Source organism: Paraburkholderia sp. RL17-383-BIF-A, from assembly GCF_046028015.1.
GTDB lineage: Bacteria > Pseudomonadota > Gammaproteobacteria > Burkholderiales > Burkholderiaceae > Paraburkholderia.
The window spans coordinates 256,950-280,375 of record NZ_JARESR010000006.1; the positions used below are offsets into that span (position 1 = coordinate 256,950).

Annotated in this window: 22 protein-coding genes and 2 tRNA genes; 7 read left to right on the plus strand and 17 right to left on the minus strand. The window is 62.9% G+C overall.

Going from position 1 to position 23,426, the window contains the following annotated elements; all coding sequences use genetic code 11:
• Window positions 1–157: 157 nt before the first annotated feature.
• Complete coding sequence (locus tag P0D71_RS10045) at window positions 158–1,543, plus strand: amino acid permease (RefSeq protein ID WP_408479847.1); 1,386 nt, start codon at window positions 158–160, stop codon at window positions 1,541–1,543.
• 182 nt (window positions 1,544–1,725) lie between these two features.
• Here P0D71_RS10045 and P0D71_RS10050 read toward each other — a convergent pair.
• Together P0D71_RS10050 and hemN are read right to left on the minus strand one after the other, a co-directional pair.
• Window positions 1,726–1,810: transfer RNA gene (locus P0D71_RS10050), tRNA-Leu, on the minus strand.
• A 106-nt stretch (window positions 1,811–1,916) separates the two neighbouring features.
• Window positions 1,917–3,302, minus strand: coding sequence for an oxygen-independent coproporphyrinogen III oxidase (gene hemN, locus P0D71_RS10055; protein WP_091799778.1), 1,386 nt, complete (start codon window positions 3,300–3,302; stop codon window positions 1,917–1,919).
• Between the two features lie 222 nt (window positions 3,303–3,524).
• Between hemN and P0D71_RS10060 the strand changes: the two genes are divergently transcribed.
• The 3 genes from P0D71_RS10060 to P0D71_RS10070 all read left to right on the plus strand — a co-directional run bounded on the left by P0D71_RS10060 (window position 3,525) and on the right by P0D71_RS10070 (window position 5,473).
• Window positions 3,525–3,866, plus strand: coding sequence for a YkgJ family cysteine cluster protein (locus tag P0D71_RS10060; RefSeq protein WP_408185202.1), 342 nt, complete (start codon window positions 3,525–3,527; stop codon window positions 3,864–3,866).
• Between the two features lie 95 nt (window positions 3,867–3,961).
• Complete coding sequence (locus tag P0D71_RS10065) at window positions 3,962–4,555, plus strand: DUF1439 domain-containing protein (RefSeq protein WP_091799781.1); 594 nt, start codon at window positions 3,962–3,964, stop codon at window positions 4,553–4,555.
• A gap of 81 nt (window positions 4,556–4,636) precedes the next feature.
• Complete coding sequence (locus P0D71_RS10070; RefSeq protein ID WP_408479848.1) at window positions 4,637–5,473, plus strand: undecaprenyl-diphosphate phosphatase; 837 nt, start codon at window positions 4,637–4,639, stop codon at window positions 5,471–5,473.
• 100 nt (window positions 5,474–5,573) lie between these two features.
• On the opposite strand, the gene trmB is transcribed toward P0D71_RS10070, so the two are convergent.
• The 5 genes from trmB to P0D71_RS10095 form a co-directional block, all read right to left on the minus strand.
• Window positions 5,574–6,356, minus strand: coding sequence for a tRNA (guanosine(46)-N7)-methyltransferase TrmB (gene trmB / locus P0D71_RS10075; protein WP_408479849.1), 783 nt, complete (start codon window positions 6,354–6,356; stop codon window positions 5,574–5,576).
• 574 nt (window positions 6,357–6,930) lie between these two features.
• Window positions 6,931–7,004: transfer RNA gene (locus tag P0D71_RS10080), tRNA-Gly, on the minus strand.
• A 258-nt stretch (window positions 7,005–7,262) separates the two neighbouring features.
• Window positions 7,263–7,826 carry a YggT family protein gene (locus P0D71_RS10085; RefSeq protein ID WP_408185184.1) on the minus strand — a complete coding sequence of 188 codons (564 nt, stop codon included), beginning with the start codon at window positions 7,824–7,826 and terminating at the stop codon, window positions 7,263–7,265.
• 216 nt (window positions 7,827–8,042) lie between these two features.
• Window positions 8,043–8,363: an EthD family reductase gene (locus P0D71_RS10090; protein WP_091799793.1), complete on the minus strand. Its 321-nt coding sequence runs from the start codon at window positions 8,361–8,363 to the stop codon at window positions 8,043–8,045.
• A gap of 77 nt (window positions 8,364–8,440) precedes the next feature.
• A complete protein-coding gene (locus P0D71_RS10095) occupies window positions 8,441–9,379 on the minus strand; it encodes a Rossmann-like and DUF2520 domain-containing protein (protein WP_408479850.1) in 939 nt (312 codons plus the stop codon).
• 786 nt (window positions 9,380–10,165) lie between these two features.
• Between P0D71_RS10095 and P0D71_RS10100 the strand changes: the two genes are divergently transcribed.
• Both P0D71_RS10100 and P0D71_RS10105 read left to right on the plus strand, forming a co-directional pair.
• The gene (locus P0D71_RS10100) at window positions 10,166–10,459 is read left to right on the plus strand and encodes a hypothetical protein (RefSeq protein WP_091799798.1); all 294 of its coding nucleotides are present in this window, start codon (window positions 10,166–10,168) and stop codon (window positions 10,457–10,459) included.
• Between the two features lie 155 nt (window positions 10,460–10,614).
• Window positions 10,615–11,580, plus strand: coding sequence for a threo-3-hydroxy-L-aspartate ammonia-lyase (locus P0D71_RS10105; protein ID WP_408185181.1), 966 nt, complete (start codon window positions 10,615–10,617; stop codon window positions 11,578–11,580).
• Between the two features lie 89 nt (window positions 11,581–11,669).
• Here P0D71_RS10105 and P0D71_RS10110 read toward each other — a convergent pair whose 3' ends face one another.
• Window positions 11,670–12,347, minus strand: a complete 678-nt coding sequence (locus P0D71_RS10110; RefSeq protein WP_091799802.1) for a LysE family translocator — start codon at window positions 12,345–12,347, stop codon at window positions 11,670–11,672.
• Window positions 12,348–12,400: 53 nt separating this feature from the next.
• The gene (locus P0D71_RS10115; RefSeq protein WP_408479851.1) at window positions 12,401–13,969 is read right to left on the minus strand and encodes a UbiD family decarboxylase; all 1,569 of its coding nucleotides are present in this window, start codon (window positions 13,967–13,969) and stop codon (window positions 12,401–12,403) included.
• Between the two features lie 606 nt (window positions 13,970–14,575).
• On the opposite strand from P0D71_RS10115, the gene P0D71_RS10120 reads away from it, so the two are divergent.
• Complete coding sequence (locus tag P0D71_RS10120; RefSeq protein WP_408296280.1) at window positions 14,576–15,766, plus strand: transglycosylase SLT domain-containing protein; 1,191 nt, start codon at window positions 14,576–14,578, stop codon at window positions 15,764–15,766.
• 128 nt (window positions 15,767–15,894) lie between these two features.
• Here P0D71_RS10120 and P0D71_RS10125 read toward each other — a convergent pair whose 3' ends face one another.
• The 8 genes from P0D71_RS10125 to P0D71_RS10160 form a co-directional block, all read right to left on the minus strand.
• Window positions 15,895–17,091 (minus strand): pyridoxal phosphate-dependent aminotransferase, encoded by a 1,197-nt coding sequence (locus P0D71_RS10125; protein WP_091799808.1) that lies wholly within the window; start codon window positions 17,089–17,091, stop codon window positions 15,895–15,897.
• A 147-nt stretch (window positions 17,092–17,238) separates the two neighbouring features.
• Entirely contained in the window at window positions 17,239–17,673 is a 435-nt protein-coding gene (gene nusB, locus P0D71_RS10130) for a transcription antitermination factor NusB (protein WP_091799810.1), read from the minus strand.
• Window positions 17,670–18,176 (minus strand): 6,7-dimethyl-8-ribityllumazine synthase, encoded by a 507-nt coding sequence (gene ribH, locus P0D71_RS10135; protein WP_091799812.1) that lies wholly within the window; start codon window positions 18,174–18,176, stop codon window positions 17,670–17,672. The genes nusB and ribH overlap by 4 nt, the downstream gene beginning before the upstream one ends.
• 49 nt (window positions 18,177–18,225) lie before the next feature.
• Entirely contained in the window at window positions 18,226–19,362 is a 1,137-nt protein-coding gene (ribBA, locus tag P0D71_RS10140; protein WP_408185176.1) for a bifunctional 3,4-dihydroxy-2-butanone-4-phosphate synthase/GTP cyclohydrolase II, read from the minus strand.
• Between the two features lie 201 nt (window positions 19,363–19,563).
• The gene (locus P0D71_RS10145) at window positions 19,564–20,178 is read right to left on the minus strand and encodes a riboflavin synthase (protein WP_408479852.1); all 615 of its coding nucleotides are present in this window, start codon (window positions 20,176–20,178) and stop codon (window positions 19,564–19,566) included.
• 15 nt (window positions 20,179–20,193) lie between these two features.
• Window positions 20,194–21,375, minus strand: coding sequence for a bifunctional diaminohydroxyphosphoribosylaminopyrimidine deaminase/5-amino-6-(5-phosphoribosylamino)uracil reductase RibD (gene ribD, locus P0D71_RS10150; protein WP_408479853.1), 1,182 nt, complete (start codon window positions 21,373–21,375; stop codon window positions 20,194–20,196).
• A gap of 71 nt (window positions 21,376–21,446) precedes the next feature.
• Window positions 21,447–22,730: a glutamate-1-semialdehyde 2,1-aminomutase gene (gene hemL, locus P0D71_RS10155; protein WP_408296288.1), complete on the minus strand. Its 1,284-nt coding sequence runs from the start codon at window positions 22,728–22,730 to the stop codon at window positions 21,447–21,449.
• A gap of 139 nt (window positions 22,731–22,869) precedes the next feature.
• Window positions 22,870–23,415 carry a hypothetical protein gene (locus tag P0D71_RS10160; RefSeq protein WP_408479854.1) on the minus strand — a complete coding sequence of 182 codons (546 nt, stop codon included), beginning with the start codon at window positions 23,413–23,415 and terminating at the stop codon, window positions 22,870–22,872.
• Window positions 23,416–23,426 lie beyond the last annotated feature (11 nt).

The window sequence follows — 23,426 nt, forward strand, 5'->3', positions numbered from 1 at the left end:
AGTGACAATCACTATCCTCGACGTTGCGTGCGGCGCAGAACCAAGCGCGGGTTGCTCCCAGTATTTAGGTAATATCGGCCACGTTAAAATTTCAGGTTCTGCCGGGCCGGACCATAAGTCCGATCGGGTGATCGATATCCATACACTGGGGCGCAATTTGAATAGTGCACAGCAGCAAGACGGCCTGAAGCGGGGGCTCAAGAATCGCCATATCCAGCTGATCGCGCTGGGCGGCGCGATCGGCACCGGCTTGTTTCTCGGCTCCGCCAGCGTGTTGCAGGCAGCCGGCCCGTCGATGATTCTCGGCTACGCGATCGGCGGCATCATCGCTTTCATGATCATGCGGCAGTTGGGCGAAATGGTGGCGCAGGAACCCGTGGCCGGTTCGTTCAGCCACTTTGCCTACAAGTATTGGGGCGATTTTCCGGGCTTTCTGTCCGGCTGGAATTACTGGGTGCTGTATGTGCTCGTGAGCATGGCCGAGTTGACCGCCGTCGGCACTTACGTTCACTACTGGTGGCCGGGCGTGCCGACCTGGGTGTCAGCGCTGGTCTGCTTCGCCGGCATCAACGCGATCAATCTCACCAACGTCAAAGCCTACGGCGAAACCGAGTTCTGGTTCGCGATCATCAAGGTCGTGGCGGTGATCGGCATGATCGTGTTCGGCGGCTATCTGCTGATCAGCGGACACGGCGGCCCGCAAGCGTCGATCGCCAACCTCTGGAGCCACGGTGGCTTTTTCCCGCATGGGTTTCATGGCCTCTTCATGATGCTCGCGGTCATCACGTTCTCATTCGGCGGGTTGGAGCTGATCGGCATTACGGCGGCGGAAGCCGACGAGCCGCAGAAGAGCATTCCGAAGGCCGTGAATCAGGTGATCTACCGGATTCTGATTTTCTACATCTGTTCGCTGACGGTGCTGCTGTCGTTGTACCCGTGGAACGAGGTGGCGGCCGGTGGCAGTCCGTTCGTCATGATCTTCTCGCAGATCGGTTCGACGCTGACCGCGAACGTCCTCAACGTGGTGGTGTTGACTGCGGCGCTGTCGGTGTACAACAGCGGCGTCTATGCGAATAGCCGCATGCTCTATGGTCTCGCGGAGCAGGGCAATGCGCCGCGCGCGCTGATGAAGGTCGACCGGCGCGGCGTGCCGTATATGGCGATCGGTTTGTCGGCGCTCGCCACGTTCACGTGCGTGATCGTCAACTATCTGATTCCCGCCGAAGCGCTCGGCTTGCTGATGGCGCTGGTGGTGGCGGCGCTGGTGCTCAACTGGGCGCTGATCAGCCTCACTCATCTCAAATCGCGTAAGGCGATGGTCGCGGCCGGCGAGACGCTCGTGTTCAAGTCGTTCTGGTTCCCGGTCAGCAACTGGATCTGCCTCGCGTTCATGGCGTTGATCCTCGTAATTCTCGCGATGACGCCGGGTCTTTCCGTGTCCGTGTGGCTAGTGCCGGCGTGGCTCGTGGTGATGTGGGCCGGGTATGTGTTCAAGCGCCGGCGCGCCGCGGTACACGGCGGCGCGGGAATCGTGGGGCGATAAAGTGGGCGAATGGCGTGAGAGGCGATGGTCGCGCTCACGCCACTGAAATTCTTCGAGGTCTTTGTCGAGGCGAGCCAAGGTTTTCATGCCGGCCAGAAACGACAAACCCCGCGGGCAGAATGTGCTGGCGGGGTTCGAGGCGAAGCTGAAACTGCGGTCTTTCGCTGCGGTTTCGAATTCTATGGTGCCCAGGGCCGGAATCGAACCGGCACGCCTTGCGGCGGGGGATTTTGAGTCCCCTGCGTCTACCAATTTCACCACCTGGGCAGGTCTTGCAGCGCACGCGTCAGAAGCTGGCGCGCGGCGAAGACGCAGATTATGGCCGAAAATTGGACGACGGGCAAGCCAGTTGCTTTCATCCGCGTCAAAGCGTTCACACCGTACGCGAAAACCGTTCGAGTGCCTGTTGGCCGAGGTAACGGTCGAACACCATTGCGATGTTGCGCACGAGCATGCGGCCGGCCATTCGCACTTCGAGCTTACGCGCGCCGAGCGACACCAGGCCGTCCTCTTCGAAGCCGCGCAAACGCTCCAGCTCCGGCTCGAACGCGTTGGCGAAGCGGATGCCATATGCCGCTTCGAATTCATCGAAGCGCAACTCCAGGTTGCACATCAATTGGGTGATCACGTCGCGGCGCAGACGGTCGTCGGCGGTCAGGCGCACACCGCGCGCGATGGCGAGCTTGCCTGAATCGACCGCCGCCGCGTAGCCAGGCAGGTCCTTGGCGTTCTGCGCGTAGACGTCGCCGACCTTGCCGATCGACGATGCGCCGAAGCCAATCAGATCGCAGTCGGCTCGCGTGCTGTAGCCCTGGAAGTTGCGATGCAAGGTTCGCTGCGCCTGGGCGCGCGCGAGTTCGTCGGTGGGCAGCGCGAAGTGATCCATACCGATGTACACATAGCCCGCGCCCGTCAGCCGTTCGACCACGCGCTGCAGGATCGCGAGCCGGGCATCAGGCGAGGGCAGTGTGGCGGGGTCCATCTGCCGTTGCATCTTGAAGAGTTGCGGCATGTGGGCATAGGCGAATACCGAGAGGCGATCGGGCGCGAGTTCGATCATCGTGTCGAGCGTGCGGCTGAAGCTCTCGACCGTTTGATGCGGCAACCCATAAATCAGATCGACGCCGATCGAGTGAAAGCCGGTGTCGCGCGCGGCCTGCATGACCGACGCGGTCATCTCGAGCGGTTGAATACGGTTGATGGCCTGCTGCACGACCGGATCGAAATCCTGCACGCCGAGGCTCAGCCGGTTGAAGCCGAGCTTGCGCAAATGCGCGATCGTCTCGGGTGACGCTTCGCGCGGATCGACTTCGATCGAATACTCGGCTTCGGCGTCGGGCAGCAGTGTGAAATGCTCACGCGTGGCGGCCATCAGTTCGGCCGTTTCATCGTGCGACAGAAACGTCGGCGTGCCGCCGCCCCAATGTAGTTGCGATACCGGACGCCGCGTGTCGAAACAGGCCGCCTGCAAGGCTATCTCGCGCTTCAATTGATCGAGGTACGGACGGGCGTGGGCGCGGTTTTTTGTGGCGACCTTATTGCAGCCGCAGTAGAAACACACGGTGTCGCAGAACGGAATGTGGAAATACAGCGAGAGATCCGTCGACGATGCGCCCGGGTCCGCAGCGGCGCGCAAATAGTCGGCCGGATCGAAATCGTCGCGGAACTGCAGGGCGGTCGGATAGGACGTATACCGTGGGCCGTTCGCGCTGTATTTGGCGAGCAGGTCGGGGCGGAACAGCGTGTTGTCGGTGGACATGAGGGGCTCGAGGGCAGACGGCCATCGAGGAAGAGGCGAAACCGCTGTGATTCGCGAGACCGGATCGAACAGCGCGGATGCTTCTTGAACATGGCCTTTAGGATGCCCCCGAGTGTACGTGAGCGCGCACGCGCGCGATTGCGTAAAAAGGTCGCATGGAATGCAGTGGCACAATGCGGGTCTGATAATGCATTGCCCGTTGTCGGGTTCAGGAAGAACGCGGTGAATGAAGTGTCTGAAATCTCGAAGTACGCGGTGAAGGGCGAGTCCGCGTTCCACGTGGCCGATCATGCGTGCCGCCCCGATTGCGGCGCGTGCTGTATTGCGCCGTCGATTTCGAGTCCCATTCCGGGCATGCCGAACGGTAAGCCGGCCGGCGTGCGCTGCGTACAACTCGGCGACGACCTGCGCTGCGCGATCTTCGGCCGGCCGGAGCGGCCGGCGTGCTGTTCCGGTTTGCAACCGCAGACTGAAATGTGCGGCACGAATCGCGGCGAAGCACTCGCGTGGCTCACGCAGCTCGAAGCTCAGACTCAACCGCACGTTCAACCGGTGGCCCGCTGATAAACGCGCGCGAGCGCACGCATGAGCGAAGCGCCGCACGCCGAAAACGAACCACGCAATCGCATGTCCGAAAGGGTTTCCACAGGAGATTTCGCATGACTCGACCCGCTGCGCCGGCCCGGCGCCGCTTCCTGCTTGCCGCGCTGACAGGCTCCAGCGCGCTCGGCATCACCGTTTCGCTTGCGGCCTGCGCAACGCCGACTTTTCCGTTCATCCCTTCGCACTACACGTTCTCGCAGCAGCAGGTGCAGGACGCGGTGCAGCGCAAATTCCCGTATCAACGCACGGTCTCGCAGGTGTTCGAAGTCGCGCTGGCCAACCCCGTGGTCGGTTTTCTGCCGGATGCAAACCGCGTCTCGGTGAAGCTCGACGCACGCTTCGCCAGTCCCTTCATGCCGCAGCCGGTGGATGGCGTGTTCATGCTGTCGAGCGAACTGGCCTACGACGCCGCCAGCAAATCGGTCGTGCTCAGGTCGCCGAACGTCGACAACGTCAGCGTGAGCGGGCAGGCGCAGGCCTATACGCAGCAGATCAATGCCGCGGCGGGGCTGCTCGCCACGCAGTTGCTGGCCAACTATCCGATCTACACCTTCAAGCCTGAACAGCTGCAATTTGCCGGTGTGAATTACGAACCCGGTACAATTACCATCCTTACAAACGGCATACGCGTACAAATCGTCGAAAAATGACGCGGTGCGCGGCCGGCAGGGCCGCGTCATTCCGTGTCGGCCCTGTTCGTTCCGACTATATACAGCGATAAAGGGGCAGGGATGGACTGGCTATTGGCTTGCAAGGCGCTGATTCTGGGCGTCGTCGAAGGGTTGACGGAATTTTTGCCCGTGTCGAGCACCGGGCATTTGATCGTCGCGGGCAGTCTGCTGAACTTTACCGATGAGCACGCGAAAACCTTCGATGTCGTGATCCAGCTCGGCGCGATTCTCGCCGTGTGCTGGGAGTTTCGCCGCCGCATCGGCAGTGTGGTGTCGGGCCTGCCGAGCCGGCCCGATGCGCGCCGTTTCACGCTGAACGTGATCATCGCCACGATTCCGGCGATCGTGCTTGGCTTGCTATTCGAAAAGACCATCAAGGCCGCGTTGTTCTCGCCCGTGCCGGTCGCGTTCGCGCTGGTGGCGGGTGGCGTGGTGATTCTGTGGGCGGAAGCGCGTCAGCGCACCCGTGGCGAGACGGCGGCGCGCGTGCAGAGCGTGGACGACCTTAGCGCGCTTGACGCGCTGAAAGTCGGCCTCGCGCAGTGTTTCGCGCTGATTCCAGGCATGTCGCGCTCGGGCTCGACGATCATCGGCGGGATGCTGTTCGGTCTTGACCGGCGCGTCGCCACCGAGTTTTCGTTCTTCCTTGCGATTCCGATCATTTTCGGCGCGACCGCTTACGAGTTGCACAAAGACTGGCATCTGCTTTCCGTCGACGCACTCGGCACCTTCACGCTCGGCTTCCTGGCCGCGTTCGTCAGTGCTTTTGCCTGCGTGCGCTGGCTGTTGCGCTATATCGCGGCGCACGACTTCACCGCGTTCGCGTGGTATCGGATCGCCTTCGGATTGCTGATTCTGCTGGTCGGCTATAGCGGCGCGTTGAGTTGGACGGAGTGAACCGCCTCGTTTTGCTCGCGCCATGAAAAAAGGTCCGCGTTCGCGGACCTTTTGCTTTTGCGGACCCTTCCTTATCGCCGGATCAGGCGGATGGCCCGCCTTACTCGGCGCCGCGTTTGCGGTAGACCAGATCCCACACGCCGTGGCCGAGCCGCAGCCCACGCCGCTCGAATTTCGTCACCGGACGGTATTCGGGACGCGGCGCATAGCCGTCGGCGGTGTTCTCCAGCGCCGGCTCGGCGCCCAGCACTTCGAGCATCTGTTCCGCGTAGTTCTGCCAGTCGGTCGCGCAATGCAGATAGGCGCCCGGCCTCAGGCGCGATACGAGCAGCGCGACAAATTTCGGCTGGATCAGCCGGCGCTTGTGGTGACGTGCCTTGTGCCACGGGTCGGGGAAGAAGATGTGCACGCCGTCTAGGCTGTCGGGCGCGATCATCTGCTCGAGCACTTCGACCGCATCATGCTGAATGATGCGGATGTTCGACACGTTCTGCTCGCCCATCAGCTTCAGCAGCGCGCCCACGCCCGGCTCGTGCACTTCGACGCCGAGGAAATCATCGTCGGGACGGTGCGAGGCGATTTCCGCCGTGGTCGCGCCCATGCCGAAGCCGATTTCGAGCACGCGTGGCGCCTCACGGCCGAACACGGCGTTCCAGTCCGGCTGCTGCGGCGCGAAGGGCACCACGAAGCGCGGGCCGAGTTCGTCCATCGCGCGGCGCTGGCCGGTCGAGACGCGGCCAGCGCGCGTGACAAAGCTGCGGATGCGGCGCCGATGCAAGGCTTCTTCTTGCGGCGCGGCTTCGCCGGCGAGTGCGTCTTCGGCTTCGGTGGAGGGCGTCGGGAGTTCGTCCGGCGGGGCGGCTTCGTTTGGATCGTGGATCATCTTCGATACTGCTACAAGGGTGAGGGCTATGCGGCTTGCCTGGCGTGCCGCGCGGCGCTTGTACGCGCTCGCGTGGCAGTGGGCGCGAGTCGCACGCGCGACCGGCACACGCAGCGCCTAAGAAGCGCAGCGCGGGGCCGCCGCCACGACAAAAAAGCCGCCTTCATGGAGGCGGCTCGTGCTGGATTTCCACTGAACGCATCAGCAGGAAAGTGGAGCGGGCGTTGCAAGTGCGCGTAAGGTAGCACACCCGAAAAGGGTGCGTCCAGACGAAGCGCGCGGCGGCGGGTTAGGGAAAGCGGCTAAAACAGTACGTTTTAATAATGAAGAGCCCGGTCCAATCAATTTAATAATTGTGTAAGGTATTTTCGCAGGACGATTATCCGGGCGAATGCCATTTCGATCGCCGCCGCCATTTCGATTCCGCGTCTGCTCACCCGCTATGGCAAGCGAATCAATTGTTGAATGGGATGATGAAGAAAAAGCCTTGTTAGGCGGCCCGGACCGGAGGAGCGATAAAGGCAGATACTTTCGCGGAGTTGCCCGATTGTTCACAGGGCGAATGGAAGATATCTGGAGCGGGCGATGGGAATCGAACCCACGGCTCTAGCTTGGGAAGCTAGGGTATTACCATTATACGACGCCCGCAGAGCACGCCATTCTACGCGGGATTCGCGCGGTTTGGCAAACCGGAGATCGATGCGCTGCCGAAGAGTTTGTTCGCCAAGGAAACACTTGTGAGGTGAATAGCTTGTTCGGCGCCGACCGCGTGATGAATCTTTGCCAACCTGCCGGCAGCCTTGCTCCAGAGAGTCTGCTTGATAGGGCGCCTAAGCGACGCAGAAAGCAAAGCCGCCGCCGCCTTTCCAGGCTGGCGGCGGCTGATTGCGGCTTGCAACGGGCGGATCAGATCACGAAGTAAGTCAGTTGAACGGCCGCGCGCGTGACCACCATCAGCAGTACCTGCACGATCACGAACAGCAGGATCGGCGAGAGGTCGATGCCGCCGAGCTGCGGCACCACGCGGCGCAACGGATTCAGAAACGGCGCCGTCAACTGGTACAGAATCGGCATGGCGGGCGAGCGCGGATTGAGCCACGACAGCAGCGCCATCAGGATCGTCATCCAGATGATCAGATTCAGCGCCCACTTGATCAGCGTCAGCACCGCCACGATCAGCAGTGTCGGCAAAAGCGTGAGCGGATCGGCGCCGGTCAGGACCACCATCAGCACTACATACACGATAGCCGCAAGAAGCGCCGCGACAAGGCTCGCCCAGTCGATCTTGTGCGTGCTCGGCAGAATATGCCGCAACGGCAGCACAATCCAGTTGGTGGCTTGCAGCACGGCGTTCGTAACAGGGTTGTAGGGCGGCATGCGCACGACCTGCAGCCATGCGCGCAGCAAGAGCGCCGCGCCGAACAGCGTGAAGACGGTATTGAGCAGAAAACGGGCGATATCGCCAAACATCTCGTGTCCTTTTCCTTCGTATAACGGCCGCCGATCGGCCGCAGGGTACCGGCGCTTTCCGAGCGGCGCGCCGGCGGTTTCATCTGGATTGCCCGCGCTCTTGCCGCTATGGAGCGCGTGATGCGTTGTTTCGAGCAGCCGTGCGCGGCTGCGGCTTCACGTTCGACGACGCCTGTCAGTATTAAAGGCCGCCATCCGTTCCGCTTCCGCGGGGCATCACACGGAAATTCTGATCTCGCTGATCAGAATCGCGCCGTTGCCGCCGTCGGTGTAGTTGGGAATATCCGCCAATAGTTGTTCGGAAGCCGGCTTGAAGACTGTGTAGAAGTCGTCCGCGCTGTCGAACAGGAAATGACCCGCGGCGACGTACGGCGGCGGCGTTCCGGGCGGCCCGGCGTTGATGCCGACATCGACCGACCAGCCCTTCAGGGACGGTCCGAACAGCCTGGCCGCTAGCGGCATATGCGTGACGCAGTAATAGTCCACGTCGAAATGGCCGTTTTCCCGATACGGATAGAGGATGCTGACCTTGATCATTGTGCGTTCTCGTCTGTTGGTCCCGATGCGCGGCGCTGGCGGATTGCGCGCGGCGCCGGACGTCACATTATCACGGCTTACTTGACGCTTGCACCTGCTGCGGCCTGATTCAGCGACCGGTTGAGCGATTCTTCCACGGCCTCGGAGATCGCCTCGATCGCGATGGGCGGCGTCACGCGGCGTTCCGCCAGCCCCACCGCGCGCCGCGTGAGCAATCCGTAGAGTGCCGCGTGGTCGCCCCCGAGGCCTTCCAGCAACGCCAACTGTTTCTGCACGACGCCCGTGTCTCCCCGCGACACGGGGCCGGCGAGCGCATTGGGCAGACCCTTGTCGCGCGCGGTTTCGATGGTGCCGGAGAGCATCGGCAGCAAAGCGCGCAGCGCGTCCTCTTCGGCAAAGCCCAGCGTGCGCCACAGCGCGACGCATTCCGCGAGGCTGCACAGCGCGAAGCTGGCGGCGTAGTGGGCCGCCGCGTGATAAAGCATGCGGCCGCCCGCCGGAATCGACAGTGGATGGCAGCGCAGCGCGACGGCCAGCGCCGTGAGCTCGTCCTTGAGCGCGCTATCGGCCTCGATCGTCACCGAACAGCCTGCGATGCGCTCGAGATCGGCGAGGTCTCCGCTAAACAGGTACAGTGGATGAAAGCCGCCGATCGCGGCGCCCTGGTCCCGCGCCGGGGCAAGCAATTCGATGGACGAAGCGCCGCTGCAATGAACGATCGCCTTGGCGTGCGGGCCAGCCGCGCCGTCCGGACTGAATCGGAGTGTGTGCGCTGACGTACCGATGCTGTCGTCGGGAACGGCTAAAAAGATGATGTCGGCGGCGTCGACCACCTGTTGAGGGTTCTCGAATGCCGTGCAATGCTCGATTTGACTGGCAAGCCTGCCGGCCGAGGCCGCCGAGCGGCTGGCTACCGCTGCGACCGGGTAACCGGCCCGTGAAAAGCTCAGCGCAAGACAACGCGCGAGTCGGCCCGCGCCGATGAAACCGAGGCGCGGCAAAGAGGACTGGGTCATGGTTGCCTGCTCCAGACGGAATATTTAACCGGGAAAGCTGAAGTATCGCGCATCCATTACGCCTGCGGCGCAGTTTGGCGGCGACTTTGCTCCGATCAGTGCGAGCGCGATATGGCGCGTTTGGCCGGTCATCCGCCGCGATGCGCCCCGCAGGCTTGAAAGCTGCTCACAATTGCTGCATCAGTCTGGTTAGCCGGTTTGGCAGTTGCTGTTCTGGGTATTTCGTCTCGCAGTCAGATTCGGGAGGTTCACGATGAATATTTTTTCTTACCGAAAGCACTTGCGGTTCCTGACTCACGCACAGCGCCGTCGCTGGTGGGACCAGAAAAAGCGCCTGACGCCGCGCGTGCGGATTAGCGGTGCCTACGTTCCGCCGAGTGTGTCCCGCGAATTTGCCTACGTGAAGGTCGGCTGACATAGCGCCCTTTGCCAGTAATGAATGCCCGGTCCGTTGGCCGGGCATTTTTCATTTTGAGGCATCAATCGATGCCGTCAGGATTGAATCTAATTTGTAATCAAAGATTACTGGAACGCGAATGCCGCTTGGCGGCAAGCCGGGATCGCGCCAGATTGCCCTGCGCTCGAGCTGGTGAATCCCTGAGTTTTCAGCGCTTTGCGAAGCTCGTGCGCGGCGCATTGCCTCAGCGGAAATTACGGACCCTTCTGGCCAATTGCAATTTGCAACAAATGCGAACAGATAGGCCCGATCTTTTTCGATACATTGATTTCACGGCATGCAGGGCATGCGAAGTCGGCGACCTCGGTAGGCCGCGCCAGGAGAATAAAGTGAAAAAGATCGTTCCGTTTGTCGTTGCCGCAGCACTCGGCTTGGGACTTGCCGGTGCCGCTGAGGCGCACGTTTCTGTCGGGATCGGCATTGGGGTTCCAATCGCGCCCGCCTACCCGGTTTATGCTGCGCCGCCGCCCGTGTATTACGCACCGCAGCCGGTTTATGCGCCGCCGCCGGTTTATTACGCGCCGCCGCCCGCAGTGGTAGTGGGTGGATATGGCTACGGCCGTCCCTATTATCACCACGGCTATTATCGCGGTTACTACGGCCACGGTTACTATCGCCGCTAATTGCGGAAAGCAGGGCGGTGGCTGTATCGACGGCGTAACGCCGGCTTGAATGCCGGGTTACGCCGTTTGTGTTTTCGCTTCGCTGCCAACGTTCCAAACCTCGGTCGAAGCTGGGAGAATGGTTGTTTCGCCACCGCTCCTGGAGAGTTTCGCCGATGCAAGCGCTTCCCGCTCCCACTTTCGACGACGTACTCGACGCCGCAGCGCGTCTCGAAGGCGTCGCCCACCGCACCCCCGTTCTGACCTCGAGCACGTTCAACGAACGAACGGGTGCGTCGGTGTTTTTCAAGTGCGAGAATTTTCAGCGCATGGGTGCCTTCAAGTTTCGCGGCGCTTATAACGCCATCTCGCATTTCGACGCGGAGCAACGCAAAGCCGGCGTGCTGACGTATTCGTCGGGCAACCATGCTCAGGCGATTGCATTGTCCGCGCGCCTCGCCGGCATTCGCGCGACGATCATCATGCCGCACGACGCGCCTGCGGCCAAAGTCGCGGCGACCAAAGGCTACGGCGGAGAAGTAATCACCTACGACCGCTATACGGAGAACCGCGAAGAAATCGGCCGGCGGCTCGCCGAGGAACGCGGCATGACGCTGATTCCGCCGTACGACCATCCGCATGTGATCGCCGGGCAGGGCACGGCCGTGAAAGAACTGATAGACGAAACGGGCCCGCTCGACATGCTTTTCGTGTGCCTCGGCGGCGGCGGACTGATCGGCGGCAGCGCGTTGTCCGCGGCGGCATTGAGCCCGGCTTGCACGGTGATCGGCATTGAACCGGAAGCGGGCAATGACGGCCAGCAGTCGCTCGCGCGTGGTGAGATCGTGCATATCGACACGCCGCGCACAATTGCCGACGGCGCCGCTTCCACGCATCTCGGCGACTATACGTTCGCGATCATCCGGAAGCTGGTCGCGCGTATTGAAACGGTTAGCGACGCGCAATTGATCGAGACCATGCGCTTTTTCGCGCAGCGCATGAAGATCGTGGTCGAACCGACGGGCTGCCTCGCCGCGGCTGCGGTGCTCAATGGCATCGTGCCTGTGAAGGGCAAGCGTGTCGGCGTGGTGGTGAGCGGCGGCAACGTCGACCTGGAAAAGCTCGCGCAGTATCTGGCCTGATACTGCGCGTCGGCCGGTCGTTGCGCTTGCCGAACGTGGTGCGTGATATCTGATCGAACACGGCTCGCACAATGCGAGCCGTTTTTGCATCAGCTTGCCGCGTGCGCGGTTTGCACGATCAGATCGCGATACCCGTTGACGATCACGCTGTACGAAAAGTAAGCAAACAGCAACGCGGACAGCACGTGACAGGCGCGCAGCAAACCGGTGCCGGCGCGCTTGCGTCCGTGGCTGCCGAGCCCGCAGATAAAGATCGTCCAGCACAAACCGCCGAGAAAGAAGCCGCCCAGAAACACTGGCGCAGTGGTCACGCTCGTGGCGCCCGCTTTCGCGATCAGCGCGCCGCCCACTGCAGCGAACCAGAGAATCGCCGAAGGCGACGACACCGCCAGCAAGACGCCCCGCAAAAAGCCGCGCCATGCAGACAGGTGCGGCGCGTTGGCGTCCGCCTCGCCGGCCACGGCCGGCGCCGTGGCCGGGTACATGGCTTCACGCGCCATCTTCCAGGTCAGGAAGAGCAGGATCGCGGCGCCGCCGATCCACACCACCCAGCGCACCGATTCGAACTGCAGCAAGGCCGCCATGCCCGCGAGCGCAAGCGCCGCATAAATCAGATCGCCGATGCACGAGCCGAGGCCGAGCCAGAAGCCCGGTTTGAAGCCATGCGAAAGCGTCAGCGAAATCATGGCGACGTTCACCAGACCGATATCCAGGCACAACGACAACGACAGAAAGAATCCATCCGACATCATTGAAAAGGCATGCATCCGCGCAACTGCTCCGTTAGCTTTGTTATTTCAGTCTTTTTGTACGGCTTGTCTTAGAGGCCCAACTCGTTCCACAAGGTATCGATGCGGTGTTTGACGGCCTCGTCCATCACGATTGGGCGGCCCCATTCGCGATCGGTTTCGCCCGGCCATTTGTTGGTCGCGTCGAGACCCATCTTCGATCCGAGCCCGGCGACGGGCGAGGCGAAATCCAGATAGTCGATCGGTGTGCGATCCACCAGCACGGTGTCGCGCGCCGGATCGATGCGCGTAGTGATCGCCCAGATCACCTCCTTCCAGTCGCGAATGTTCACGTCCTCGTCCACCACGACAATGAACTTCGTATACATGAACTGCCGCAGGAAGCTCCATACGCCGAACATCACGCGTTTGGCGTGACCGGGGTAGCTCTTCTTCATCTGCACGATGGCCATGCGGTAGCTACAGCCTTCGGGCGGTAGATAGAAGTCCGTGATCTCGGTGAACTGCTTCTGCAACAGCGGCACGAACACTTCGTTGAGCGCGACGCCGAGTACAGCGGGCTCGTCAGGCGGTTTGCCGGTGTAGGTGGAGTGATAGATCGCATCGCGCCGCATGGTGATGCGCTCGACCGTAAAGACGGGGAACCACTCCTGCTCGTTGTAGTAGCCGGTGTGGTCGCCGTACGGGCCTTCGAGCGCATGTTCGTAGGCCGCCGACGCGCCCTTGACCGGACGCGGCGGCGCGCCTGCCGGAGCGGGCGAGGGCGTGCCTTCCTGCGGATAGATGAAGCCTTCCAGCACGATTTCGGCGCGCGCGGGCACCTGCAATCCGTCGACGCCCGGCGTGATGCACTTCGCGAGTTCCGTGCGGCCGCCACGGAGCAGGCCGGCGAACTGGTATTCGGAAAGCGTATCGGGCACCGGCGTGACCGCCCCGAGGATGGTTGCCGGATCGGCGCCCAGAACGACCGCCACAGGATAAGGCTTGCCCGGATTCTGTAGTGCGAACTCGCGGAAATCGAGCGCGCCGCCGCGATGCGCGAGCCATCGCATGATCAGTTTGTTGCGCCCGATCAGTTGCTGGCGATATATGCCTAAATTTTGTCGGGGCTTATTCGGACCTTTTGTCACGGTCAGGCCCCATGTAATCAGGGGGCCGGCGTCGCCCGGCCAGCAGGTCTGAATTGGCAGCCTGGCGAGGTCGACATCGTTACCTTCCCAGACGATTTCCTGGCAGGGTGGCGCGCTCACTGTTTTAGGCGCCATGTCCCACACCGCTTTCGCAAGCGACAGCAGTTTGCCGGCGTCCTTGAGGCCTTTCGGCGGCTCCGGTTCCTTCAGCGCGGAGAGCAGCCGGCCCACGTCGCGCAACGACTCGAGCGCGGCGCCGTCACCTTCGCCCGCCTGCGCATCGACACCCATGCCGAGCGCGACCCGCCGAGGTGTGCCGAACAGGTTGCCGAGCACCGGGAACCCGTGCTGCGCCTTGCTCTCAAAGAGCAAAGCCGGACCGCCGGCGCGCAGCACACGGTCGCACAACTCGGTCATCTCCAGCACAGGTGAGACGTTTTGTGAGATGCGGCGCAGTTCCCCGATCGTCTCGAGACGGCCGACGAAATCGCGCAGGTCTTTGTATTTCATCTGGTGCGGTTCATTGCCGCGCAAGCGGCGAAAAGGAGGGGCGCGGCAGGCTTTGCGGCGCCAGAACGATTGTCGATTTTACCTGTGTTGGCTGGCGCACGTAGCTCGGCTAAACGGGCTAGGCGAGACGGAGGACTGGCGATGCCTCAAAAGGCGCATGCCGCATGGTTCTGGACCGGCTGAACGCCGTTCTTTATTACAATTAGTTATACTTTTGCCTATCTATAGTGTTGACGATCTATAAAACCCTGCATAGAATCCGTCCACATTGGTTGCAGGGCGTGAACCTTTTTACCACTGCCCCCGGTCCCATCAGACGCAACGCGTCACCGTTTACCGAACCCCTGCACGGTATTTGACGGCCTTATTGAAGTCCTCGCCAGCGCCAACTGACGCTGGTTTTTCGCGTGGGAGCCACCGCCCGCATGCTTTTTTGACATGCCGCGGACCCGTTTCAGGATGGCTCCCCACAAACGGTATTTGCCGTTTTCCCGACGTCGCTGCTGCCCTAACCAGACAGAGCACGCGATGTCTTGACTCTGCGAATGTGCTGTACCGCCTTTTCATCTGGCGGGGTTCGCGGATCATGCAACATGGGAGATCTGAATGAACGCCTGGTTATCGTGGCGTCCCGATGAGCGTATTGCGCAAGTTGTGCGTGGTGTGCTGCGTCGCGGGACGCGAATGAGTCATCACCTGTTCAGCATCGTGGGCGGTATCGCCGTCGTGCTGACAGTCGCACTGTGGCTGATGCCGGCCCTGCGCGGCACGCTTGCCGCCAAGTTGATGCCGGTCATCTCCGCCGCTGTGCAAGCCGGCCCCGCCCGTTTGCTGCAGGGCAACCCGCTGCCGGCTTTCGGACCGCCCGCAGGCGCGCCCTCTGACGACTCGCTGTCGGCCAGCTCGAACGGTTCCGATGCCGTGAGCAGCACGAACAACGCTAGCAACGGCAACACGGCCGTTATTGCGAGCAACACCGGTTTTGACGGCGCGTTCGACGCCTCCGGCTCGACCGGTATGGGCGTTGCGGCGCTGAATGGCCTCGACCCGCGCACCATGCAAAGCGTCACCGCGCTGGCGCGGCTGATTCCGTCGCAACGCGTGTCCGCCGACGCGCGTGACGATCGCGTGCTGGTCTCGACCCGCGAGCAGGATCTGGTTGCATCCTATCTGGCACGGCGCTATCGCGTCGCTCAGGAGCCCGTCAGCGAGCTCGTGAAAGCCGCGTTCGACACCGGCCGCGAAGTTGGTCTCGATCCACTGCTGCTGCTGTCCGTGATGGCGATCGAATCGGGTTTCAACCCGTACGCCGAGAGCGGTGTCGGCGCGCAAGGCCTGATGCAGGTCATGTCAAAGGTGCACTCGGACAAATTCCAGTATTTCGGCGGCCAGAGCGCGGCCCTCGAACCGGTCGCGAACATCAAGGTCGGCGCACTGGTGCTGAAGGATTGCATCGCACGCGGCGGCTCGCTGCCGGGCGGCTTGCGCCTGTATGTCGGCTCGACCTCGCAGGACGACGGCGGCTACGGCGCCAAGGTGATGGCCGAGCGTGGCCGTCTGCGCGACGTGGCGCGTGGCCGCAAGGTGCCGATCAACGCACCGCAGGCGCCGGTTCTGACCGCGTCGACCAGCAGCGGCGCGGCTGCCAGCAACGGCAAGCGCGTGCAGGTGACGCTCGAGGGTAGCCATCCGTTGAGCGCGGCGACTTCGGTGAAGACGCCGGTTTCCTCCGAGCAGGATGATGCGAGCTCCAACGTCACGAAGCACGTGGCGTCGGCTTCGGAGTTGGGCGCTTGAGGTTGGGCCGAAGCTTGGCAGCGTAACTCTGGCAGCGCTGGCGGCTCGACGCAGCAGCCGCAACAAAAAAGGACACTCGGTTGAGTGTCCTTTTTTTCGTCTGCTGATTGAGAAGCGCGTTGCTTCGCTCAGCCTTTTCCGAAAAGCTTCGCCAATCGCTCGACCGCTTCTTCCAGTTTCGGATACGCGGTGGCGTACGAAAGCCGGATGTAGTCCTTCGGCGCATGCGTACCGAAATCCATGCCCGGCACCAGCACCACGCCGGCATCGTGCAACATGGCCTTCGTGAGAGCCGCGCTGTCGCCGGCTGCCGGATGCGCGACCGTGCGGCAATCGGCGTACACGTAGAACGCGCCGTCGGGCATGACAGGTACCGAGAAGCCGAGCGATTGCAGCGCCGGCGCGATGAAGTCGCGGCGACGCTTGAACTCCAGGCGCCGCGCTTCGTAAATCGCGATCGTTTCCGGCTCGAAGCAGGCGAGCGCCGCGTGCTGGGCGAGCGCAGAGGCGCAGATGAACAGATTTTGCGCGAGCTTTTCGAATGCGCTCACCATGCCGGGCGGCACCACCAGCCAGCCCAGGCGCCAGCCCGTCATGTTGAAGTACTTCGAGAAGCTGTTGACGGTCACCACGTCGTCGCCGAATGAGAGCGCCGAGACGGGCTTGGCGTCGTAACTCAGGCCCTGGTAGATCTCATCGACGATAGTGAAGCCACCACGCGCCCGCACGGCCTTGACGATGCGTTCCAGTTCAGCCGGTTCGATCGACGTGCCGGTCGGATTCGACGGCGACGCGAGCAATACTCCACGGGTGTGCTCGTTCCAGAGCCGCTCGACGTCGGCGGCGGTTAGCTGGAAACGCTCTGCGGGACCACTCGGCACCATCACCGGCTTGCCCTCGGCCGCGATCACGAAATGACGGTTGCAGGGGTAGCACGGGTCGGGCATCAGCACTTCGTCGTCGCGATCGACCAGCGCCGCGCAAGCCAATAGCAACGCTGCCGAGGCGCCGGCAGTGACGACGATGCGCGCCGGATCCACGCTGACGCCATAGAAGTCGGCGTAATGCGCCGAGATCGCTTCGCGCAGCGCGTGCAGGCCAAGCGCGTTGGTGTATTGCGTGACGCCGCGGCGCAGCGCGCTCGCTGCGGCCTCGATGACCGGCTCGGGCGCCGTGAAATCGGGTTCGCCGATTCCCATGTGAATGATGTCGCGTCCGTCGCGCTCGAGAAGCGCGGCCTCCTTGGCCAGCTCCATCACATAGAAAGGCTGGATGGCGTCCACGCGTGCGGCAAGCCGTACCAAGGGTTCGGTCACGGAGTTCATACGATCAAATCCAGTTCAGGAGCAAAAACGGGACTACGTGTTGCGCGTGTGTTCCCGCGCGACACGCCGTCCTTGCAAGCGGTTTTGTTTCGCTGCGTTCAGCGGGGCACACGGCAAGACTCACACAGTAAGCCATGCGCCTTGCGCTCAACGCTTGCGAGCCGCCTGCGTTTCATCCACGCGCAGTTGCGCCGACAGCTTGTCCAGCACGCCGTTCACGTACTTATAGCCGTCCGCGCCGCCGAACGTCTTGGCGAGTTCAACCGCTTCGTTGATCACCACGCGATACGGAATATCGAGGTGATTCTTCAGTTCGAACGCGGCCACCAGCAGCACGGCGCGTTCGACAGGCGAGAGCTGCTCGATCGGACGGTCGAGACACGGGGCGATGGCCGCGGACAGTGCTTCCGAATCGCGGATCACGCCGTGCAGTATGGCGTCCAGATGCTCGTGGTCGGCCTTGTCGAAGCCTTGTGCGCCGCGCAGTTGCGCGTCGATTTCACCGCCGGGCGAGCCCGACAGCAGCCACTGATAAAGCCCCTGCGTGGCCAGTTCGCGGGAGCGTCGGCGTGCGCTCTTCATGCCTCTTCCTCTTCGTCTTCTTCTTCCTCGTCATCGCCGCCGAGTTGTTCGAGCGCGACGGCGAGATTCGCCATTTCGACGGCCACGCGCGCTGCGTCGCGACCCTTTTCGGTCATGCGTGCAACCGCCTGTTCGTCGTTCTCGGTGGTCAGCACCGCGTTCGCAACCGGAATGCCAAAGTCGAGGCCGATGCGCGTGATGCCCGCGCCGCTTTCGTTCGACACCAGTTCGAAGTGGTACGTTTCGCCGCGAATCACCGCGCCGAGCGCGATCAGTGCGTCGAATTGCGCGCTTTCGGCGAGCTTTTGCAACGCCAGCGGGATTTCCAGCGCGCCCGGCACGGTGACCAGCAGCACGTCTTCGCCCGTCACGCCGAGGCGTTCGAGTTCTTCGATGCAGGAGTCCGCGAGGCCGTTGCAAACGGGTTCGTTAAAACGCGCCTGGACGATGCCGATACGCAGTCCGTCGCCGTCGAGATTCGGTTGGTATTGTCCGATTTCCATGAGAATTCCGTAGTGTTTTGAGTGGGCGCTAAGCGCGTGAATGGTCGGATCAGCCTTGTTGCGGAGCCTGCGCGGTGCTGCCCGGCATCGGTACGAAGCCCGTGACTTCGAGACCGTAGCCCGACATGCTGCCCAGCTTGCGCGGGTTCGACAGCACCTGCATCTTGCCGACACCGAGCTCGCGCAGAATCTGCGCGCCGATGCCGTACGTCTTGAAGTCGACCGGCCGGCGTTTGAGTGCTTCCGCTCTTTCCTTCGAGTCGAACGCCTTGAAAACGTCGATCAGATGGTCCTTCGAGTCGCCGCAGTTCAGCAGTACGATCACACCGCAGTCGCGTCTGGCGATCTCTTTCATGGCCGCGTCCAGCGTCCATGAGTGCGTGGATTCGCCCACTTCGAGCAGATCCAGCACCGACAGCGGCTCATGCACGCGCACCAGCGTGTCCTGATCCGCGCAGGGCGTGCCGCGCACCAGTGCGATATGCGGCTGGCCGCTCGGCTGGTCGAGATACATGACCGCGCGAAACGCGCCGTGCGCCGTCTGCATGGTGCGCTCGCAAATCCGTTCGACGATCGACTCGGTGCGGCTGCGATAGTGGATCAGGTCCGCGATCGTGCCGATTTTCAGGCCGTGCTCTTTGGCGAATTCCAGCAGGTCCGGCAGGCGCGCCATCGTGCCGTCGTCGTTGATGACCTCGCAGATCACAGCGGCCGGCGTGAGGCCTGCCAGCGCGGTGAAGTCGCAGCCCGCCTCGGTGTGGCCGGCGCGCACGAGCACGCCGCCGGGCTGGGCCATGATCGGGAACACGTGGCCGGGCTGCACGATGTGCTCGGCCTTGGCGTCCGGCGCGACCGCCGTAGCGATCGTGCGGGCGCGGTCGGCCGCCGAGATGCCGGTCGTGACGCCTTCAGCCGCTTCGATACTCACGGTGAACGCCGTGCCGTACTGAGTGCCGTTGCGGTAGGTCATCAGCGGCAGGTTCAGCAGCTTGCAGCGTTCCTGCGTGAGCGTCAGGCAGATCAGGCCACGGCCGTAGCGGGCCATGAAGTTGATCGCTTCCGGCGTGACGAATTCGGCGGCGATCACGAGGTCGCCCTCGTTTTCGCGGTCTTCTTCGTCGACGAGGATCACCATCCGGCCGGCTTTCAGTTCGGCGATGATCTCTGGAGTGGAGGCGAGCGTCATGTTGGCGAGAGTTTCGAAGAAAGCGCGTATTTTACGCCACGCGCGAGCCCAAGTCGCCTCCGCCGAACGGCATAGGCCGTTTGGCCGACTGGCGATGAGCCGTCCGCCGTTGCTATGCTCGTTGAAAACGATAGACGCATGAACCGGCTGAAAGCGGCAGGGCGCCGCCGCCAGCCCATGCGTGGCCGGGCTTGCGGCCTGTTATTTGGGCGCGTTCAGCATGCGCTCCACGTACCGCGCGATCAGATCGATCTCCAGATTCACCTGTGTGCCTTCACGCAGCCGCTTGAGCGCGGTCACTTCCACGGTGTGCGGAATCAGGTTGATCGAGAATTCGCAGCCGTCGTCGCGATCTTTAACCGAGTTGACGGTCAGGCTCACGCCGTTGACAGTGATAGAACCTTTGTACGCCAGATAGCGGCCGATCTCGCGCGGCGCCAGCACCCGCAGTTCGTGCGATTCGCCGACCGGCGCGAAATGCGTGACCGTGCCGAGGCCGTCCACGTGTCCGGAAACGATATGGCCGCCGAGCCGGTCGTGCGCGCGCAGCGCCTTCTCGAGATTGACTTCGCCGGTTTCGCCGAGGCCCGCCGTGCAGTTCAGGCTTTCGCGCGACACGTCGACTTCGAACGAATGGCCGGTCTTGGCGACCACGGTCATGCAGGCGCCCTGGATCGTAATGCTGTCGCCGAGCTGCACGTCGCCGAGATCGAGGCCGCCGGCTTCGACGTTCAGGCGCACGCCCGCGTCGCCGTGCGTGCCGAGCGGCTTGACTGATTCAATGCGGCCCACGGCCGCGACGATTCCTGTGAACATCGTGCTAATCCTTGATCATTTCGAAACGGGTTGGGACGCGGGATCGCCGCCGGGCTTGGGTTCGGGTTCGGGTGCTGACTCCGGCGCGGGCTCGGCCATGAAGCGCGCGAGAATCCGCAAATCGTCGCCGATCCGGTCGACCGCGTGGAAGTTCAGTTTGACGCGGGCCTCGAGTGTCTCGGGCGCGCCCAGGCTGAACATGCTCATCGAATCCATGCCGAGCAGGCTCGGCGCGAGATACACCAGCAGTTCGTCGACACAGCCTTCGCGCAGCAGCGAGCCGTTCAGCTTGTAGCCTGCCTCGACGTGCAACTCGTTCACGTTGCGCTCGCCGAGTACTTTCAGCACTGCGGGCAGATCGACCTTGCCGGCCGGGTTCGCCAGTTGCACGATTTCGGCGCCGCGTTCGCGCAACGCAGTGGCGCGCTCGGCATGGCGCTGATCGAGATTGCCGCAAAAGATCAGCGTCGGCGCGCCGGCCAGAATCTGCGCCTGCGGCGGCACATCGAGCTGGCTGTCGATCAATACGCGTTGTGGCTGGCGCGGCGTGTCGACGGCGCGCACCGTCATGCGCGGATCGTCTTCTCTCACGGTGCCGATGCCGGTCAGGATCGCCGACGCGCGAGCGCGCCAGGCGTGGCCGTCGGCGCGTGCCGCTTCGCCGGTAATCCATTGGCTGACGCCTGAAGGCAAGCCGGTGCGGCCGTCCAGCGAGGCCGCGACTTTCATGCGAACCCAAGGGCGGCCGCGGGTCATGCGCGAGACGAAGCCGATATTCAATTCGTATGCTTCGGTGGCGAGCAGTCCGCAGCGCACTTCGATGCCGGCGTCGCGCAAGATGGCGAGGCCACGTCCGGATACCAGCGGATTGGGATCTTCCATCGCCGCGACCACGCGCGCGACCTGAGCTTCGATCAGTGCGTTGACGCACGGCGGTGTGCGTCCGAAGTGACTGCATGGCTCAAGGGTCACGTAAGCCGTGGCGCCGCGCAGATCGTGGCCGCGCGAGCGTGCATCTTTCAATGCGCGAATCTCGGCATGATCCTGACCGGCCGGTTGGGTGAAGCCTTCGCCGATCACCTCGCCGTTCTTGACGAGCACGCAGCCGACCCGGGGATTCGGGTCGGTGGTGTACATGCCGCGCTTGGCCAACGCGAGCGCGCGTTCCATATGGACGAAATCGGTTTGCGAAAACATCGGTGTCCGGTCGGGTACGGTGACTAGGCTGTCATGAGCTGCAGTTTTAACGATGCGTCGTCTCGCCGCGCTCAGGCCACAAGCGAGGCGAACGCGCCGCGTGCGGCTTCGATCGTGGTGTCGACGATCGCGTCGTCGTGAACGATCGAAACGAAGCCCGCTTCATAGGCCGACGGCGCGAAGTACACGCCGGCGTCCAGCATCTTGTGGAAGAACGCGTTGAAACGCGGCACGTCGCTTTTCGTGACTTCGGCGAAGCTCGTCGGAATCGAATCCGTGAAGTAGAGGCCGAACATGCCGCCGAGCGAATCGGCTGCGAACGGCACCTTGGCTTCACGCGCGGCACCCGCGAGACCTTGCACGAGGCGCGTGGTGCGCGCGGCGAGCGTGTCGTAGAAGCCCGGTGCCTGGATCAGTTGCAAAGTTTTCAGGCCGGCCGCCACCGCGATCGGGTTGCCCGACAGCGTGCCCGCCTGGTAGACGCCGCCGAGCGGCGCGAGGTGGGCCATGATGTCGCGCCGGCCGCCGAAAGCCGCCGCCGGCATGCCGCCGCCGATCACCTTGCCAAGACAGGTCAGATCGGGCGTGATGCCATAGACCTCTTGCGCGCCGCCCAGGGCGACGCGGAAGCCGCACATCACTTCGTCGAAAATCAGCACCGAACCGTACTCGGTGCACAGGCGTCGCAACGCTTGCAGGAACTCGGGCGTGGCGCGCACCAGATTCATATTGCCGGCCACCGGTTCGACGATCACCGAGGCGATCTCGTTGCCGAATGCCTTGAACGCTTCTTCGAGTTCGGCGACGTTGTTGTACTCGAGCACGGTAGTGTGCTTGGCGATATCCGCCGGCACACCCGCCGAAGTCGGATTGCCGAAGGTCAGCAGGCCCGAACCGGCCTTCACCAGCAGGCTGTCCGCATGGCCGTGATAGCAGCCCTCGAACTTGACGATACGGCTGCGGTTCGTGAAGCCGCGAGCGAGGCGCAGCGCGCTCATGGTCGCTTCGGTGCCGCTTGACACCATGCGCACCTGTTCGATGGAGGGCACCAGCTTGCAGATTTCTTCGGCGATTTCCACTTCCGATTCGGTCGGCGCACCGAACGAAAAGCCGTTGCCCAGCACACGCTGCACGGCTTCGAGAACCTCCGGATGGACATGGCCTAGGATCATCGGGCCCCATGAGCCGATGTAGTCGATATAACGCTTGCCGTCCGCGTCCCAGAAGTAGGGGCCCTGCGCGCGTTCGATAAAGCGCGGCGTGCCGCCGACCGAGCGGAAAGCGCGGACCGGCGAGTTCACGCCGCCGGGAATGGTGCGTTGCGCGCGTTCGAAGAGGGTTTCGTTTTTGGACATGGCGATGACTGGAATTGGGGTTGCGCAGCGGCGCAGATCGCCTGTCGGCGAGTCGCGCGGCGCTGGGATAAGTGGAGAAATTGTACCGGAGTCAGCGTGAACAGGTTTCCCGCACGCGCTCGTGGCGCGTGCGGCTCTCTCAGTTTTTACGCGGGCCTTTGGTGGCCGTGCGCTTTTTCGCTGCCGCGTGAGCCGTGACCTTGCTCGAATGGGTTGGGCCCGCCGGCGTATCGACCTTTGGCGGTTTGCGCTTGCCGGTCAGCTCCGCCCAGCGCTTTTCCAATGCGCCTTCGGCGATCGGCTTGATCACGGTGCCTGAACTCTGTGCGTCCCACGTCTGTACCGAGAAAGGATGCGTGCGCAACGTCTCGCGTGAGATCACCACGCCTTCGTGTGCATCGACCAGCCAGTCGTATACGAAGTCGATGCATAAACGATAGCCCCGTTTCGTCGCCGCATCCGGAACCTCGTACGGTGCACGCGTCACATAACCGGAGCCGAAAATGCCCTTTGGTTCCTGCGCGACCCGATGCAGGAAGACTCGGTCGCCTGGCAGGATGCTGCGCGCAAATCCGCAGCCCCACACGTCAGCCACCGCGACGCCAGTAGAGACGCGTTTGGCCACGTCGGGCAACTCGGGCCAAGGCCATTTTTTGGGGCTCCAGATCAGCAGGAATGCGGTCATCGCAGAATGAG

Bases quoted from the DNA above. Each gene is read 5' to 3' on its own strand.
- hemN (WP_091799778.1), bottom strand. From the start codon at position 3,302: ATGTCCACCGACAACACGCTGTTCCGCCCCGACCTGCTCGCCAAATAC.
- P0D71_RS10065 (WP_091799781.1), top strand. From the start codon at position 3,962: ATGACTCGACCCGCTGCGCCGGCCCGGCGCCGCTTCCTGCTTGCCGCG.
- P0D71_RS10070 (WP_408479848.1), top strand. From the start codon at position 4,637: ATGGACTGGCTATTGGCTTGCAAGGCGCTGATTCTGGGCGTCGTCGAA.
- trmB (WP_408479849.1), bottom strand. From the start codon at position 6,356: ATGATCCACGATCCAAACGAAGCCGCCCCGCCGGACGAACTCCCGACG.
- P0D71_RS10085 (WP_408185184.1), bottom strand. From the start codon at position 7,826: ATGTTTGGCGATATCGCCCGTTTTCTGCTCAATACCGTCTTCACGCTG.
- P0D71_RS10090 (WP_091799793.1), bottom strand. From the start codon at position 8,363: ATGATCAAGGTCAGCATCCTCTATCCGTATCGGGAAAACGGCCATTTC.
- P0D71_RS10095 (WP_408479850.1), bottom strand. From the start codon at position 9,379: ATGACCCAGTCCTCTTTGCCGCGCCTCGGTTTCATCGGCGCGGGCCGA.
- P0D71_RS10105 (WP_408185181.1), top strand. From the start codon at position 10,615: ATGCAAGCGCTTCCCGCTCCCACTTTCGACGACGTACTCGACGCCGCA.
- P0D71_RS10110 (WP_091799802.1), bottom strand. From the start codon at position 12,347: ATGCATGCCTTTTCAATGATGTCGGATGGATTCTTTCTGTCGTTGTCG.
- P0D71_RS10115 (WP_408479851.1), bottom strand. From the start codon at position 13,969: ATGAAATACAAAGACCTGCGCGATTTCGTCGGCCGTCTCGAGACGATC.
- P0D71_RS10120 (WP_408296280.1), top strand. From the start codon at position 14,576: ATGAACGCCTGGTTATCGTGGCGTCCCGATGAGCGTATTGCGCAAGTT.
- P0D71_RS10125 (WP_091799808.1), bottom strand. From the start codon at position 17,091: ATGAACTCCGTGACCGAACCCTTGGTACGGCTTGCCGCACGCGTGGAC.
- nusB (WP_091799810.1), bottom strand. From the start codon at position 17,673: ATGAAGAGCGCACGCCGACGCTCCCGCGAACTGGCCACGCAGGGGCTT.
- ribH (WP_091799812.1), bottom strand. From the start codon at position 18,176: ATGGAAATCGGACAATACCAACCGAATCTCGACGGCGACGGACTGCGT.
- ribBA (WP_408185176.1), bottom strand. From the start codon at position 19,362: ATGACGCTCGCCTCCACTCCAGAGATCATCGCCGAACTGAAAGCCGGC.
- P0D71_RS10145 (WP_408479852.1), bottom strand. From the start codon at position 20,178: ATGTTCACAGGAATCGTCGCGGCCGTGGGCCGCATTGAATCAGTCAAG.
- ribD (WP_408479853.1), bottom strand. From the start codon at position 21,375: ATGTTTTCGCAAACCGATTTCGTCCATATGGAACGCGCGCTCGCGTTG.
- hemL (WP_408296288.1), bottom strand. From the start codon at position 22,730: ATGTCCAAAAACGAAACCCTCTTCGAACGCGCGCAACGCACCATTCCC.
- P0D71_RS10160 (WP_408479854.1), bottom strand. From the start codon at position 23,415: ATGACCGCATTCCTGCTGATCTGGAGCCCCAAAAAATGGCCTTGGCCC.